The organism is Streptomyces sp. NPDC054047 (genome assembly GCF_055585065.1).
The window spans coordinates 319,709-335,918 of sequence record NZ_JBVJKV010000001.1 but is presented as its reverse complement, the minus strand read 5'-3'; the positions used below and the strand labels follow the sequence as shown (position 1 = coordinate 335,918).

The following is a 16,210-nucleotide window of genomic DNA, read 5'->3' as shown; positions in this document are numbered from 1 at the left end:
CGTAGCCGGGCTGGTTGCCTGGGGCACCGCCCGGCACGGTAGCGTCGGACCTGCCATGGACCTTGCCTTCATTCCCAGCCCGTCGCGCGGTGTGGTCGAACTCGGACCCATTCCGCTGCGCGGCTACGCGTTCTGCATCATCATCGGCGTCTTCGTCGCCGTCTGGCTCGGCAACAAGCGGTGGATCGCTCGCGGGGGCCGCCCAGGCACCGTGGCCGACATCTCCGTCTGGGCCGTGCCGTTCGGCCTCGTCGGCGGGCGTCTCTACCACGTGATCACGGACTACCAGCTGTACTTCAGCGAGGGCCGTGACTGGGTGGACGCCTTCAAGATCTGGGAGGGCGGCCTCGGTATCTGGGGCGCGATCGCGTTCGGCGCGGTCGGTGCCTGGATCGGCTGTCGCCGGCGCGGCATCCCGCTGCCGGCCTGGGCCGACGCCCTCGCCCCCGGCATCGCCTTCGCCCAGGCGATCGGCCGCTGGGGCAACTGGTTCAACCAGGAGCTCTACGGCAAGGCCACGGACCTGCCGTGGGCGCTGAAGATCACGTCGGCGGAGGACGGCCGGGTACCGGGCACGTACCACCCGACGTTCCTCTACGAGTCGCTCTGGTGCATCGGCGTCGGCTTCCTGGTCATCTGGGCCGACCGCCGCTTCAAGCTGGGCCACGGCCGGGCGTTCGCCCTGTACGTCGCTTCCTACTGCGCCGGGCGCGGCTGGATCGAGTACATGCGGGTGGACGACGCCCACCACGTCCTGGGGCTGCGGCTCAACGTGTGGACCGCGATCGCGGTGTTCGTGCTCGCCGTCGTGTACTTCGTGCTCTCGGCGAAGAAGCGTCCGGGGCGCGAGGAGATCGTCGAGCCCGTGCCCGACGGCGAGGAGCCCTCGGAGGGTTCCTCCAAGGACGACGACGCCGAACCGTCCAAGGACGCCGAGGACTCGGCGGACAGCGGGGACGCCGGGGCCGCCGGGGACAAGGGCACGGACAAGGACGGCGCCGGAGCCGAGTCGGCCAAGAAGGGCTGACACGCTCCCTGCCGCGTACGTCGACGGGGCCGCTGGATCACCGATCCGGCGGCCCCGTCGCTATGGGCACCGCCGCGCGAGGTCCAGGACCCGCCGCGCGCCCTCCACCACGGCCTTGTCCACGAACGTGCCGTCCGGGAGGGCCAGCGCGCCCGCCTCCGTGGTGGAAGCCTTGACGATCTGCTCGGCGTGGTCGATCTCCTCCGGGGTGGGGAGGTAGGCGCGCTCGATGGCCGGGAGCTGGCGGGGGTGGATCGCGGCGCGGCCCAGGAAGCCCAGGGCACGGCCGTGCGCGCAGGACGCCGTCAGGCCCGCGATGTCACGGATGTCGGCGTGGACGGACTGCGCGGGTGGTGCCAGACCCGCCGCCCGTGCGGCCACCACCACGCGCGAACGGGACCAGTCGAGGCCCGCGTCGTCACGTACCCCCAGGTCCGAGCGGAGGTCCGCCTCGCCGATGGAGAGCCCGTGCAGGGCCGGGTGCGCGGTGGCGATGGCGAAGGCGTGCTCCAGGCCGACGGCCGACTCGATGAGGGCGTGCAGGGCGGGGGCGCCGCCGTCCGCCGGGGCCGACCGCTCCGCGACGCGGACGACGTCGGCGGGGCAGGTCACCTTGGGCAGGCGCAGGCCGGAGAGCCCGGGCAGGTGCGCGATCGCCCGGAGATCGGCATCGGCCAGCGGGCCGTCCAGGGCGTTCACGCGGACGTGGACCGGGACCGGGGGAGTCTCGGAGAGCAGCTCGGCCGTGGCCGCTCGCGCGTACTCCTTGCGGTCGGGGCCGACCGCGTCCTCCAGGTCGACGATGACGACGTCGGCGCCCGCGAGCAGGGCCTTCGCCACTACGGACGGCCGGTCGCCGGGCGCGTACAGCCAGGTCAGAGGAGTGTCCTTCACAGTGCGCCCTCCTCGCGCAGGCCCACGATCTCCCGTTCCGACAGGCCCAGTTCGGTCAGGACCTCCGCCGTGTCCGCTCCGTGCGGGCGGCCGGCCCAGCCGATCGAGCCGGGGGTCTCGGAGAGGCGGAAGAGGACGTTCTGCATGCGCAGCGGGCCGAGCTCCGGGTCGTCGACCGTGGTGACGGTGTCCAGGGCCGCGTACTGGGGGTCCGTCATCACGTCGCGTACGTCCTGGATGGGGGCGACCGCCGCCTCGGCCTTCTCGAAGGCCTCGATCACCTCCGCGCGGGTGTGCAGGGCGATCCAGCCGCCGACCGCTCCGTCGAGGACGTCCGCGTGGGCCGCGCGCTCCGCGCCCGTCGCGAACCACGGCTCGGAGATCAGCTCCGGGCGGCCCACCAGGCGCATCACGCGTTCCGCGATCGACTGGGCCGACGTGGAGACGGCGACCCAACTGCCGTCCGCCGTGCGGTAGGTGTTGCGGGGCGCGTTGTTGGCCGAGCGGTTGCCGGTGCGGGGCTGGACGTGGCCCAGCTGGTCGTACCAGAGCGGCTGCGGGCCCAGGACCGTGAGGATCGGCTCGATGATCGCCATGTCCACCACCTGGCCCCTGCCCGTCCGGTCGCGGGCCGCCAGCGCCGTCATCACCGCGTACGCCGTGGCGAGACCCGCGATCGAGTCGGCGAGGCCGAAGGGCGGCAGGGTCGGCGGTCCGTCCGGTTCGCCGGTGATCGCGGCGAAGCCGCTCATGGCCTCCGCCAGGGTGCCGAAGCCGGGGCGGCGGGAGTACGGGCCGAACTGGCCGAAGCCCGTGACGCGGGTCAGGACGAGGCGGGGGTTCGCCGCGCTCAGCTCCTCCCAGCCCAGGTCCCACTTCTCCAACGTCCCCGGGCGGAAGTTCTCGACGACCACGTCCGCCGTGGCGGCCAGGCGCAGGAGGGTCTGGCGACCGCCGGGTGTGGAGAGGTCGAGCGTCATCGTGCGCTTGTTGCGGCCCAGGAGCTTCCACCAGAGGCCGACGCCGTCCTTCGACGGGCCGTGCCCACGGGACGGGTCGGGCTTGCGCGGGTGCTCGACCTTGATGACCTCGGCGCCGAAGTCGCCGAGCATCGTGGCGGCGAGGGGGCCCGCGAAGAGCGTCGCCAGGTCGAGGACGCGCAGGCCGGTGAGGGGGGCCGTCATGAAGCCGTTCCGTTCGCCTCGGTGTCGATCTCGGAGCGGAACGGCATGGACGCCGACGCCCCCGGACGCTGGACGGAGAGCGCCGCCGCCGACGACGCCCACGCGAGCGCGTCCGGCACCAAAGCGCCCTCGGCGAGCGCCACCGCGAGGGTGCCGACGAACGTGTCGCCCGCCCCGGTCGTGTCCACGGCGGTGACGTGCGGGGCCTCCACCAGGACCGGCTCGGCGCCCCGGGCGGCGTACAGGCTGCCGCGCGCGCCGAGCGTGACGACGACCTCCGGCACCTGGGAGAGGAGAGATCGGGCGGCCGCGTGCGGGTCGGTCAGGCCGGTGAGCGTGGCGGCCTCGTGCTCGTTCGGGACCAGCAGGTCGACGGCGGAGAGGAGTTCGGGTTCCAGGGGCTGGGCGGGAGCCGGGGTCAGGATGGTGCGCACGCCGTGCCTGCGGGCGGCCTGCGCGGCGGCGAGCACCCCCTCGACGGGGATCTCCAGCTGGAGCAGGAGGGTGTCGGCGGAGGCGATCAGGCCCTCGTCGCCGGGGGCGAGCGCGGTGAGGGTGCCGTTGGCGCCGGGGATGACGACGATCGCGTTGCCGCCCTCGTCGTCGACCACGATGTGCGCGGTGCCGGTGGCGGTCTTCTCGACGGTGCGCAGCAGGTCGGTGTCGACGCCGGAGTGGTCGAGTGCGGCGCGGAGCTGGGTGCCGAAGGCGTCGGCGCCGACCGCGCCGATCATCGACACGGCGTCGGCGCCCGCGCGGGCCGCGGCGACGGCCTGGTTGGCGCCCTTGCCGCCGGGGAGCGTACGGAACTCGCGCCCGGTGACGGTCTCTCCGCGCTGCGGGGCCTTGGCGACGTACGCGACGAGGTCCATGTTCGTGCTGCCGAGCACGGCGATGTGGGTCATGGGTGGGGTCTCTCCTGGGCGTATTCGGGGAGGGCGGCGAGTTCGGTGGTGAGGTCCGCGAGGGTGTCGAAGCCGATGCCGTCGAAGCCCGGGACGGAGCTGGCGATGCGGTTGTCGAGCGGTGACGTCCAGCGGTCGGGCAGCGCGTCCGGGTGGCCCGCGAGCAGGCCCGCGATCGAGCCCGCGGTCGCGCCGTTCGAGTCGGTGTCCCAGCCGCCGGAGACGGCGCGGGTGATGGAGCCGGTGAAGTCGCCTTCGGCGTGGGTGAGGGCGGCGGACAGGAGGGCGGCGTTGGGGATGACGTGTACCCAGTGATGGTGACCGTAGGCAGCGTGCAGGTCGTCCACCACGTGGTCGAAGTCCGGTGTCCGGGTGGCCAGTTGGACGGCGTGGCGGATCGCTCGGGCCAGGCGGGAGTCCGGCGGTACGACGCCGAGGCCCGTGCGCAGGCAGTGGTGGACGTCGCCGGTGCCCGCCGCCGCCTCGGCGATGGTGGCCGCGGCGAACATCGCCCCGTACACGCCGTTGGCGGTGTGGGTGAGCGTCGCGTCGCGGTACGCGCTGTCGGCCGCGGCCCGGGGCGCGCCGGGGTGGGTCCAGCCGTGCACGTCGGCGCGGATCAGGGCGCCGATCCATTCACGGAAGGGGTTGTGGTGGGTGGCGGTGTGCGGGGGCTCGATGCCGTTGAGGAGGTTGCGGTAGGCGATGCGTTCGGCGGTGAAAGTGCGGGCCGCGGGGAGCTCGTCCAGCCACAGCTTCGCCACGTCCGTGGTGGTGAAGTCTCTGCCGTGGCGTTGGAGGAGACGGAGGTTGAGGAGGGGGTAGTTGAGGTCGTCGTCCTCGGGCATGCCGTTGATGTTCTCGGCGAGGGAGGTTTGTGCGGAGCGCTTGTTCCAGGGGTGGGCCGCTGCGAGCTCCGGGGGGAGGCCCTTTTCCGTGAACCACGTGGTGAGGGGCCAGTTGCCTGTGGCCTTGGCGAGGCTTCTGATGGCGGCCAGGGGGAGCTTCTCCACCGGTTTGCCCAGGAGGCAGCCTGCGGCTCGGCCTAGCCAGGCCGCGTGCAGGCGGTGGCGTAGGGCGTTCTCTTCCCCAATCCCGCCCCTTCCCGAAACCGCCTGCCGCGGGGCCTTGTTCCGGGGTGCGGGTCGGTGGGTGGTGTTGTGCCCACCCTCCCCCACTCTCAACTTCGTTCGAGCGGGGGGACCCCCATCGCCCTGCGGAACGCCTGCCCACAACGGTGTGGACAGTTCGTTCAGGAGCTGCTCCGCCAAGGCCCGTAGGTGGGGGGAAGGGGGCGTTGGGGAGGCTCCGGCTCTGGGGGGAGCCAGGTGGCCGCCTGCTGATTGCCAGCGGGAGCGGATGTCGCGTACGTCCTTGCCCTCCTGTTCCGACTGGTGGAGTTCGTGGCCGATCAAGTCCTCCGGCTGGACCCAGGTGAGGCGGATCATGGGGTTGCCGTCAGGGCCGCGTACGCCGATTCGTGGGCCCGGCGGCGGCGTACGTCGCGGGTGAAGATCTCCTGGGTGACCTCCGTGAGCGTCCTCGCGGGGGCGTGCAGGTCCAGGCGGCTGGCCTCCGCGACCGTCTTCGACCACTCGGGCGGTGCGACCGAGCCCAGGGCGCCCGCGATCGCGCCGCTCATCGTGGCGATGGAGTCGCAGTCGCGGCCGTAGTTGACCGAGCCGAGGACCGTGTGGCGGTAGTCGCCGTCGTTCACCAGGAGCATGCCGAGCGCGATCGGGAGTTCCTCGATGGCGTGCAGGCGGGAGGGGCGGCGGGCGCCGAGGGACGGGGCGCGGTAGTCCTGGCCGACCGTGTCGAAGGGGCTGACCGCGGTGCGGAGGGGGACGAGCGCCGACTCGAAGTCCCGGTGGTGCGCGGCGACTTCGGCCACCGACTCGATCGCGGCCCGCGTGCCGTCCTTCGCGAGGGAGAGGGCGGTGTCGATCACGGAGGTCGGCGTCGCGCCCGGCGCACACGCGGCGGCCACCGCCGCCGCGAAGACCGCGGCCGCCTCCCGTCCGTACGACGACTGGTGCGCACCCGCGACGTCGAGGGCCTCGGCGTACGCGGCCGCCGGGTTCGCTGCGTTGACCAGGCCGACCGGCGCCATGTACATCGCCGCACCGCAGTTGACGATGTTGCCGGTGCCCGCCTCGCGCGGGTCGACGTGGCCGTAGTGGATGCGGGCGACGATCCACTTCTCGGCCAGGAAGACGCGGTGGAGCGGGATGGTCTCCGTCTCCAGTTCCGGAATCCAGCGGGGGTTCGTCATGAGGTCGGGGACCAGGTGGTCGGCGACCGCGTAGGCGTCCAAGTGGTCGCGGACGGCGGCGTACACGCGGATGAGCGCGTGCGTCATCAAGGTGTCGTCGGTGACGTTCCCGTCGCCCTTGTGGTACGGCGCGATGGGGCGGGCGGTGCGCCATCGGTCGCCGTTCCAGGGGCCGACGATGCCGTGTACGCGACCGCCGTGCCGTTCGACGATCTGCTCGGGGGAGTAGCCCTCGACCGGACCGCCGAGGGCGTCGCCGACGGCGGCTCCGACCAGACAGGCGGTGATGCGTTCGGGGAGGGTCAGGTCAGTGGGGAGGGGGTCGATGGGCCGGGTCCGGGGCGTTGGTGACGTCATGTCGGAATTGTCCTCCCGGGGTGGTCGGTTCCGTGGCTGCCAGGTGCCCGGCGAGTTCCACCAGGTCGGTGCCCGCGAGGCGGGGGAGCGCGCAGCCGGAGAGGGTGCGGCAGGCGTCGCGCCAGGCCTCGGGGACGGCGGCGGCCGTGCCGAGCGTGCCGGTCAGGGCGCCGGCCAGGGCGGGTGCGGAGTCGGCGACGCGGGAGAGGCAGGCGGCGGCGGGCACCGCGTCGCGGATGCGGCCGCGGGCCGCGGTGGCCAGGGCGAGGGCGACCGGGACGGTCTCGGCGGCGGCGATGCCGTAGCTGTAGACGTGGTCGACGATCTGGTGCTCCAGGAGCGGGACGATGCCGAAGGCGCCGTCCTCCGGCTGGGTGCGGGCGAGCTTGACGGCGTGCCAGGCGTTGCGGCCGATCTCGGTGTGCTCGGGGAGCTGGGCGAGAGCGGCGTCCACGGTCGCGTCGACGTCCGCGCCGCCCAGCGCCGCCGCGATCGCCGCGGCCATGGCGCGGGCGCCGTGCACGCCGTCGCCGTCCTGGGTGTAGCGGGCGTCGAACTCGGCGAGGTCGGCGGCCTGTTCGGGGTCGCCCGGGTGCACCAGGGCGAGGACGCAGGCGCGTACGCAGGCCGCGTCGTCGAAGTAGTGGGGGTTGTCGTGGCCGGTGGCGGGCGGGCGCAGACCGGCGGCGAGGTTGCCGAGGCCCGCGCGAACGGAGATGCGGGCGCGCAGGGGGAGTACGGCGGACTCGACCTCGGGGGCGCGGGCCGCCGCGGCGGCGATTTTGCCGGCGAGGGAGTTCCAGGCGAGGTCCAGCGCCGCGCGGACCCGGCGGTCCGGGGGCAGCTGGGGGTCCAGCGTCCCGTCCGCGGCGCGGAGCAGTGATTCGGCGGTGAAGACGGCCCATTCGGCGTCGTCGGAGGGGCCCAGGCGGAGGGGCTCCGGGGGCTGGTTGAGGGCGATGGGGACGGGGAGGGTGGTGGTGGCGTTCTGCTCGGCGAAGGTGTCCAGTTCGCGGGTGAGTCTGCGGGTCCACTCGGGCATGCGTGCCGCGCGGTGCCTGGCGGCGGGCCAACCGGCGGCGTCGCCCGCCGCGAGGCCCAGAAGCAGGCCCTCGATTTGCTGAGCGCCTCGTGTATCCGCACCCGGCATCGTGGGCTGTGCCCACCCGTTCCGCCGTGCGGAACGCCTGCCCACAGCGAGGGCGTCTACTGCAGGCTTGTCGGCGGTCACGAGGCCCCCTGGCCAGGAACGAGCAACTCCGCCACGTCCAGCACATGATGCCCCCGCATCGAAGGCAGGCAGCTGCCCCGCGCGGGGCCGATGGCCGCCGCCCACGGCGGTGGAATCGCCGAGGCCCCGCAGGTGGCACCGGCGAGCGCCCCGGCCACAGCGGCAGTCGTGTCCGCGTCCCGCCCCATGTTGACCGCGGTCAGCACCGCGTCAGGGAATCGGCCGGAGGCCGACGCGTACGCGCCGAAGGCGAGCCCCACCGCCTCGGGGGCGAGGTCGGTCCAGGGGTAGCCGCCGATCACCACCGCGGAGCGCACCGCGCGCTCGCCCCGGTGGGCCACCGCCACCGCCCGCCGCAGCGAACGGGACGTCCAGCAGTCCATCGGGATGACGGAGAGGGCCGCGGCCACCACGGACGCCACCTGCGCCCCGACCATCGCGGCCGCGACGCCCGCCGCCACCGCCTGCCCGCCGTAGATGCCCTCGCCGTCGTGGCTGACCGAGCCGTCGATCGCGACGAGCCGGGCCGCTTCGGCCGGCCGGCCCGCGGCGAAGATCCCGAAGGGGGCGGCCCGCATCGCGAGGCCGTCGCTCCACGCGTGCCGGTGCTGCGCCGAGATGGGCGCCGCAAGGCCGCGGCGCAGGTTCTCCAGCGTGCCGCGCTCGCTGAAACCCGCGCCCCGGAAGGGGCCTTCGTCCAGGTCGGCGATCCACTCGTGCCAGGCCGCCTCGACGTGCGCGACGGTGAGCGCCGAGCCGTGCCGGGCCAGGAGGAGCCCCGAGAAGATCGCGTACTCGGTGTCGTCCGTGCCCGAGGGATGCTCGGCGACGTACCCGGTGATGCGGCCCCAACGGCGGCGGATCTCCGACGGCTTCATGTTCTCGGCGGGCGCGCCCAGCGCGTCGCCTACCGCCAGGCCCAGGAGCGCGCCGCGCGCCCGCTCTCTCAGGCCGGTCGCTCCGGTCGCGCCGGTCACTTCAGTCACACCGGTCAAGCCCGTCATGCTGTGCCTCCATGGTGCCGAGACGTGTGGCTGTATCCCTCCCACGCGGCACCCCCGACGCGAGCATCCGGACCGCCGACATCACCCCTCCGACGCATGCGATCACCGGTTCGAGGAACCCGCGTTCGCGCAGGTAAGTACGGCCTTCCTTGCTGGCGAGGGCGATTTTTCGCGCGTACTTTCGAGATCGTCCAAGCACTGAGGGGGCCCACCATGGCGATCATCGAGACCGAAGCGACGCTGCACGAAGCGCACCGCGACAACCACACCCACCGCGACGTGAACGGCGGCTGGCTGCGCCCCGCCGTCTTCGGCGCGATGGACGGCCTGGTGTCCAATCTGGCCCTGATGACCGGTGTCGCCGGTGGAGCCGTCTCGCAGCAGACCATCGTCATCACGGGTCTTGCCGGCCTCGCCGCGGGCGCCTTCTCCATGGCGGCCGGCGAGTACACCTCCGTCGCTTCCCAGCGTGAGCTTGTCGAGGCCGAACTCGACGTGGAGCGGCGGGAGTTGCGCAAGCACCCCGCGGACGAGGAGAAGGAGCTCGCCGAGCTGTACGAGTCGCGTGGCGTCGAGCCGAAGCTCGCCCGCGAGGTCGCCAAGCAGCTCTCCAAGGACCCCGAGCAGGCCCTGGAGATCCACGCGCGCGAGGAGCTGGGCATCGATCCCGGAGATCTGCCCTCGCCGACCGTCGCCGCGGTCTCCTCCTTCGGTGCCTTCGCGCTCGGCGCGCTGCTTCCCGTGCTGCCGTATCTGCTCGGCGCCCAGACGCTCTGGCCCGCGCTGCTCCTCGCCCTGATCGGGCTCTTCGCCTGCGGTGCGGTGGTGGCGAAGGTGACCGCGCGGTCCTGGTGGTTCAGCGGGCTTCGGCAGTTGGCGCTGGGCGGCGCGGCGGCGGGTGTGACGTACGCCCTGGGCAGCTTGTTCGGTACCGCCGTAGGATGAACCCTTGCAGTCCTATGCGGGGTCCTGCATAACTAGCCGTTACTCGGCGGTTTCGAGTCCTTAACCACCGGGCATGAGCCGTAAGCGCTGCGGGCAATGAGGCCTGTGCCGCTCTCGGGCCCTTCGGTCATGGATCTGTCCGCATAGGTCCCTTCCCTGCCGCTCTCCACAGCTATGAGCGGTGTCCACATGGTGGAATGAGCTATCCGCTTTTCGAGAAGCGTTCCATCATGTAACCTGCACGAAATTTCGCCTGGGCCAACGTCGTCCCTCGCTTTTTGCCTATGCCACGACGACGACGGGAGAGCCAATGCGTACGCACGCCTGGTCGCCCATGGACGGTCGCCCCGCCCCTCAGGGCATGTACGACCCCCGTAACGAGCACGACGCCTGTGGTGTCGGGTTCGTGGCCACCCTCACCGGTGTAGCCAGCCATGAGCTGGTCGAACAGGCGCTGACCGTACTGCGCAATCTCGAACACCGTGGTGCCACCGGTTCCGAGCCGGACTCCGGTGACGGCGCGGGCATCCTGCTCCAGGTGCCGGACGCCTTCCTGCGCGAGGTCACCGGTTTCGCGCTTCCCGAGGCCGGTTCCTACGCCGTCGGCATCGCCTTCCTGCCGGTCGACACCGCGGGTACGACCGATGCCGCTGTCTCACAGATCGAGACGATCGCTTCCGAGGAGGGCCTGACGGTCCTCGGCTGGCGCGACGTTCCCGTCGCCCCCGAGCTGCTCGGAGCCACCGCCCGCTCGACGATGCCGGTCTTCCGGCAGATCTTCGTGGCCGACGGCGAGAGCTCCGGCGTCGCGCTCGACCGCAAGGCCTTCGTCCTGCGCAAGCGCTCCGAGCGTGAGGCCGGGACGTACTTCCCCTCGCTCTCCGCCCGGACCATCGTCTACAAGGGCATGCTGACCACCGGCCAGCTGGAGCCGTTCTTCCCCGACCTGTCCGACCGCCGTTTCGCCACGGCCGTCGCGCTCGTCCACTCGCGCTTCTCCACCAACACGTTCCCGAGCTGGCCGCTCGCGCACCCCTACCGCTTCGTCGCGCACAACGGCGAGATCAACACGGTCAAGGGCAACCGGAACTGGATGCGGGCGCGCGAGTCGCAGCTCGCCTCCGACCTGTTCGCCTCCGCCGGGGAGCGCAGCACCGACAAGCTGGACCGCGTCTTCCCGATCTGCACGCCGGACGCGTCCGACTCGGCGTCCTTCGACGAGGTGCTCGAACTCCTCCACCTCGGTGGACGTTCGCTTCCGCACTCGGTCCTGATGATGATTCCCGAGGCGTGGGAGAACCACGGCTCGATGGACCCGGCCCGCCGCGCCTTCTACCAGTACCACTCCACGATGATGGAGCCCTGGGACGGCCCGGCCTGTGTCACCTTCACCGACGGCACCCAGGTCGGCGCCGTTCTCGACCGCAACGGTCTGCGCCCCGGCCGCTACTGGGTCACCGACGACGGCCTCGTCGTCCTCGGCTCCGAGGTCGGCGTCCTGGACATCGACCCCGCGAAGGTCGTCCGCAAGGGCCGCCTCCAGCCCGGCAAGATGTTCCTGGTCGACACCGCCGAGCACCGCATCGTCGAGGACGACGAGATCAAGACCGCCCTCGCCGAGGAGAACCCGTACCAGGAGTGGCTGGAAGCCGGCGAGATCGAGCTCTCCGACCTGCCCGAGCGCGAGCACATCGTGCACACGCACGCCTCCGTCACGCGCCGCCAGCAGACCTTCGGCTACACCGAGGAAGAGCTGCGCATCATCCTGGCGCCGATGGCCAAGGCCGGCGGCGAGCCGCTCGGCTCCATGGGCACGGACACCCCGATCGCGGCGCTCTCCGAGCGCCCGCGGCTGATCTTCGACTACTTCACGCAGCTGTTCGCGCAGGTCACCAACCCGCCGCTGGACGCCATCCGTGAAGAGCTCGTCACCTCGCTGCACTCCTCGCTGGGCCCGCAGGGCAACATCCTGGAGCCGACCGCCGCGACCTGTCGCAGCGTCACGCTGCCCTTCCCGGTGATCGACAACGACGAGCTCGCCAAGCTCATCCACATCAACGCCGACGGCGACATGCCCGGCATGACGGCCGCGACCCTCTCCGGTCTCTACCGCGTCAGCGGCGGCGGCGACGCCCTTGCCGCCCGCATCGAGGAGATCTGCACCGAGGCCGACGCCGCCATAGAGGCGGGCGCCCGCCTGATCGTGCTCTCCGACCGGCACTCCGACGCCGAGCACGCGCCGATCCCCTCGCTGCTGCTCACCGCGGCCGTCCACCACCACCTCATCCGTACGAAGCAGCGCACCCAGGTGGGCCTGCTCGTCGAGGCGGGCGACGTCCGCGAGGTCCACCACGTGGCCCTCCTCATCGGCTACGGCGCGGCGGCGGTCAACCCCTACCTCGCGATGGAATCCGTCGAGGACCTCGTCCGTGCGGGCACCTTCCTGCCGGGCATGGAGGCCGAGCAGGCCATCCGGAACCTGATCTACGCGCTCGGCAAGGGCGTCCTGAAGGTCATGTCCAAGATGGGCATCTCGACCGTGGCCTCCTACCGCGGCGCGCAGGTCTTCGAGGCCGTCGGCCTCCAGGAGAACTTCGTCGCGAAGTACTTCGTCGGCACGACGTCCAAGATCGGCGGAGTCGGCATCGACGTCGTCGCGCAGGAGGTCGCCGCCCGGCACGCCAAGGCGTACCCGGTCTCCGGCGTCGCCTCCGCGCACCGCGCGCTCGACATAGGCGGCGAGTACCAGTGGCGCCGCGAGGGCGAGCCGCACCTCTTCGACCCCGAGACGGTCTTCCGCCTTCAGCACTCCACGCGCAACCGCCGCTACGACATCTTCAAGAAGTACACGGACCGCGTGAACGAGCAGTCCGAGCGCCTCATGACGCTGCGCGGCCTGTTCAACCTGAAGTCGGACCGCCCCTCGATCTCCATCGACGAGGTCGAGTCGGCCGCCGACATCGTCAAGCGGTTCTCGACCGGCGCCATGTCGTACGGCTCGATCTCCAGCGAGGCGCACGAGACCCTCGCCATCGCGATGAACCAGCTGGGCGGCAAGTCCAACACCGGTGAGGGCGGCGAGGACGCCGAGCGCCTGTACGACCCGGCCCGCCGCTCGTCCATCAAGCAGGTCGCCTCCGGCCGCTTCGGCGTGACCTCCGAGTACCTGGTCAACGCGGACGACATCCAGATCAAGATGGCGCAGGGCGCCAAGCCCGGCGAGGGCGGCCAGCTGCCCGGCCACAAGGTCTACCCGTGGGTCGCCAAGACGCGTCACTCGACGCCGGGCGTGGGCCTGATCTCCCCGCCGCCGCACCACGACATCTACTCCATCGAGGACCTGGCCCAGCTGATCCACGACCTGAAGAACGCGAACCCGCAGGCGCGGATTCACGTGAAGCTGGTCTCCGAGGTCGGCGTGGGCACGGTCGCCGCGGGTGTCTCCAAGGCGCACGCGGACGTCGTCCTGATCTCCGGACACGACGGCGGTACGGGCGCCTCGCCGCTGACCTCGCTCAAGCACGCGGGCGGTCCCTGGGAGCTCGGCCTCGCCGAGACCCAGCAGACGCTCCTGCTCAACGGTCTGCGCGACCGCATCGTGGTGCAGACCGACGGCCAGCTCAAGACCGGCCGTGACGTCGTCATCGCCGCGCTGCTGGGCGCCGAGGAGTTCGGGTTCGCGACCGCGCCGCTTGTCGTCTCCGGCTGCGTCATGATGCGCGTCTGCCACCTGGACACCTGCCCGGTCGGCATCGCCACGCAGAACCCGGCGCTGCGCGAGCGCTTCTCCGGCAAGGCCGAGTACATCGTCAACTTCTTCGAGTTCATCGCCGAAGAGGTCCGTGAGATCCTCGCCGAGCTGGGCTTCCGCACCATCGAGGAGGCCGTCGGCCACGCCGAACTCCTCGACACCGAGCGCGCCGTGAACCACTGGAAGGCGCAGGGCCTCGACCTGGAGCCCCTCTTCCACGTGCCCTCGCTGCCCGGCGGCGCCGTGCGCCACCAGATCGCCGCCCAGGACCACGGCCTGGAGAAGGCGCTCGACAACGAGCTGATCAAGCTCGCCGCCGACGCGCTCTCCGCCTCCAGCGCGACCGACGCCCAGCCGGTCCGCGCCCAGGTCGCGATCCGCAACATCAACCGCACGGTCGGCACCATGCTCGGCCACGAGGTGACGAAGAAGTTCGGTGGCGCGGGCCTGCCCGACGACACCATCGACATCACCTTCACCGGCTCGGCGGGCCAGTCGTTCGGCGCGTTCGTGCCGCGCGGCGTGACCCTGCGTCTGGAGGGCGACGCCAACGACTACGTCGGCAAGGGCCTCTCCGGCGGCCGGATCATCGTCCGCCCGGACCGCGGCGCCGACCACCTCGCCGAGTACTCGACGATCGCGGGCAACACCATCGCGTACGGCGCGACCGGCGGCGAGCTGTTCCTCCGTGGCCGTACCGGTGAGCGGTTCTGCGTCCGCAACTCCGGTGCGACGGTCGTGTCCGAGGGCGTGGGCGACCACGGCTGCGAGTACATGACCGGTGGCCACGCGGTGGTCCTCGGCGAGACGGGCCGCAACTTCGCGGCCGGCATGTCGGGCGGCATCGCGTACGTCATCGACCTCGACCGGGACAACGTCAACTCCGGCAACCTGGGCGCCGTCGAGGCCCTGGACGACTCCGACAAGCAGTGGCTGCACGACGTCGTGCGCCGCCACCAGGAGGAGACGGGCTCGACCGTCGCCGAGAAGCTGCTCGCCGAGTGGGACACCGCCGTGGAGCGCTTCAGCAGGATCATCCCCAGCACGTACAAGGCAGTGCTCGCCGCCAAGGACGCCGCCGAGCGAGCCGGTCTCTCCGAGACCGAGATCACCGAGAAGATGATGGAGGCGGCGACCAATGGCTGATCCCAAGGGCTTTTTGAACCATGGCCGCGAGGTCGCGAAGACCCGCCCGGTCGGCGAGCGCGTCCAGGACTGGAACGAGGTCTACGTTCCGGGCTCCCTCCTCCCGATCATCTCGAAGCAGGCGTCGCGCTGCATGGACTGCGGCATCCCGTTCTGCCACCAGGGCTGTCCGCTGGGCAACCTGATCCCGGAGTGGAACGACTTCGCGTACCGCGAGGACTGGTCGGCCGCCTCCGAGCGGCTGCACGCCACGAACAACTTCCCGGAGTTCACCGGGCGGCTGTGCCCGGCGCCCTGTGAGTCGGCGTGCGTGCTCGGCATCAACCAGCCGGCCGTCACCATCAAGAACGTCGAAGTCTCCATCATCGACAAGGCGTGGGACGCCAACGACGTGCTGCCCCAGGCGCCCGACCGCCTGTCCGGCAAGACGGTCGCGGTCATCGGCTCGGGCCCGGCGGGTCTCGCCGCCGCCCAGCAGCTGACCCGCGCCGGTCACACGGTCGCCGTGTACGAGCGCGCGGACCGCATCGGCGGCCTGCTGCGCTACGGCATCCCCGAGTTCAAGATGGAGAAGCGCCACATCAACCGCCGCATCGAGCAGATGCGCGCGGAGGGTACCAAGTTCCGTACGGGTGTGGAGGTCGGCCGCGACATCGACGCGGCGAAGCTGCGCAAGCGGTACGACGCGGTGGTCATCGCCGCGGGCGCCACGATCTCCCGCGACCTGCCGGTGCCGGGCCGTGAGCTGAACGGCATCCACTTCGCCATGGAGTACCTGCCGCTCGCCAACAAGGTCCAGGAGGGCGACTTCGTGGCGCCCCCGATCACGGCCGAGGGCAAGCACGTCGTGGTCATCGGCGGCGGCGACACCGGCGCGGACTGCGTGGGCACCGCCCACCGCCAGGGCGCGGCCTCGGTCACGCAGCTGGAGATCATGCCGCGTCCGGGCGAGGAGCGCAGCGCCAACCAGCCGTGGCCGACCTTCCCCATGCTCTACAAGGTGACCTCCGCGCACGAGGAGGGCGGCGAGCGGGTCTACGCCGTCTCGACCACGCACTTCGAGGGCGACGAGGACGGGAACGTCCAGTTCCTGCACCTCACGGAGGTCGAGTTCATCGACGGCAAGCTGACCCCGAAGCCGGGCACGGAGCGCAAGATCCCCGCCCAGCTGGTCACCCTCGCCATGGGCTTCACGGGTACGGACCGCGAGAACGGTCTGGTGGACCAGTTCTCCCTGGAGCTCGACGAGCGTGGGAACGTCGCCCGCGACGGCGACTTCCAGACCAACGTTCCCGGCGTCTTCGTCGCCGGTGACGCGGGCCGCGGTCAGTCGCTCATCGTCTGGGCGATCGCCGAGGGCCGCTCGGCCGCGCAGGGCGTGGACCGTTTCCTCACCGGCGCGAGCGACCTGCCGTCGCCGATCCGCCCCACGGACCGTTCACTGATGGTCTAGTACGCCCCCTGATACGTCCCGTACAACGGCGTACGGAA

11 protein-coding genes are annotated in these 16,210 nt (G+C 71.6%); 4 read left to right on the top strand and 7 right to left on the bottom strand.

Features of this window, described 5'->3' with window-relative positions; all coding sequences use genetic code 11:
- Positions 1–55: 55 nt before the first annotated feature.
- Positions 56–1,027 (top strand): prolipoprotein diacylglyceryl transferase, encoded by a 972-nt coding sequence (gene lgt, locus ACZ6ZP_RS01545; RefSeq protein ID WP_469405179.1) that lies wholly within the window; start codon positions 56–58, stop codon positions 1,025–1,027.
- Between the two features lie 60 nt (positions 1,028–1,087).
- Here the strand turns inward: lgt and ACZ6ZP_RS01540 are convergent, their stop codons facing one another.
- The 7 genes from ACZ6ZP_RS01540 to ACZ6ZP_RS01510 all read right to left on the bottom strand — a co-directional run bounded on the left by ACZ6ZP_RS01540 (position 1,088) and on the right by ACZ6ZP_RS01510 (position 8,877).
- Positions 1,088–1,921 carry an HpcH/HpaI aldolase/citrate lyase family protein gene (locus ACZ6ZP_RS01540; RefSeq protein ID WP_351162293.1) on the bottom strand — a complete coding sequence of 278 codons (834 nt, stop codon included), beginning with the start codon at positions 1,919–1,921 and terminating at the stop codon, positions 1,088–1,090.
- Positions 1,918–3,105 (bottom strand): CaiB/BaiF CoA transferase family protein, encoded by a 1,188-nt coding sequence (locus ACZ6ZP_RS01535; RefSeq protein ID WP_469405177.1) that lies wholly within the window; start codon positions 3,103–3,105, stop codon positions 1,918–1,920. Before ACZ6ZP_RS01535 ends, ACZ6ZP_RS01540 begins: the two co-directional genes overlap by 4 nt.
- A complete protein-coding gene (gene rbsK, locus ACZ6ZP_RS01530) occupies positions 3,102–4,010 on the bottom strand; it encodes a ribokinase (protein ID WP_469405176.1) in 909 nt (302 codons plus the stop codon). The genes ACZ6ZP_RS01535 and rbsK overlap by 4 nt, the downstream gene beginning before the upstream one ends.
- Complete coding sequence (locus ACZ6ZP_RS01525; protein ID WP_469405174.1) at positions 4,007–5,458, bottom strand: ADP-ribosylglycohydrolase family protein; 1,452 nt, start codon at positions 5,456–5,458, stop codon at positions 4,007–4,009. The genes rbsK and ACZ6ZP_RS01525 overlap by 4 nt, the downstream gene beginning before the upstream one ends.
- Positions 5,455–6,642 (bottom strand): ADP-ribosylglycohydrolase family protein, encoded by a 1,188-nt coding sequence (locus ACZ6ZP_RS01520; RefSeq protein ID WP_361463701.1) that lies wholly within the window; start codon positions 6,640–6,642, stop codon positions 5,455–5,457. Before ACZ6ZP_RS01520 ends, ACZ6ZP_RS01525 begins: the two co-directional genes overlap by 4 nt.
- Positions 6,593–7,792, bottom strand: a complete 1,200-nt coding sequence (locus tag ACZ6ZP_RS01515; protein WP_351162283.1) for an ADP-ribosylglycohydrolase family protein — start codon at positions 7,790–7,792, stop codon at positions 6,593–6,595. Before ACZ6ZP_RS01515 ends, ACZ6ZP_RS01520 begins: the two co-directional genes overlap by 50 nt.
- A gap of 77 nt (positions 7,793–7,869) precedes the next feature.
- Positions 7,870–8,877, bottom strand: coding sequence for an ADP-ribosylglycohydrolase family protein (locus ACZ6ZP_RS01510; protein ID WP_351162281.1), 1,008 nt, complete (start codon positions 8,875–8,877; stop codon positions 7,870–7,872).
- A 213-nt stretch (positions 8,878–9,090) separates the two neighbouring features.
- Between ACZ6ZP_RS01510 and ACZ6ZP_RS01505 the strand changes: the two genes are divergently transcribed.
- From ACZ6ZP_RS01505 to ACZ6ZP_RS01495, 3 genes are all read left to right on the top strand, one after another.
- Positions 9,091–9,822, top strand: coding sequence for a VIT1/CCC1 transporter family protein (locus ACZ6ZP_RS01505; protein WP_351162279.1), 732 nt, complete (start codon positions 9,091–9,093; stop codon positions 9,820–9,822).
- A 310-nt stretch (positions 9,823–10,132) separates the two neighbouring features.
- Entirely contained in the window at positions 10,133–14,719 is a 4,587-nt protein-coding gene (gene gltB / locus ACZ6ZP_RS01500) for a glutamate synthase large subunit (RefSeq protein ID WP_351162277.1), read from the top strand.
- Entirely contained in the window at positions 14,712–16,172 is a 1,461-nt protein-coding gene (locus ACZ6ZP_RS01495) for a glutamate synthase subunit beta (protein WP_351162275.1), read from the top strand. The genes gltB and ACZ6ZP_RS01495 overlap by 8 nt, the downstream gene beginning before the upstream one ends.
- Positions 16,173–16,210: the final 38 nt, after the last annotated feature.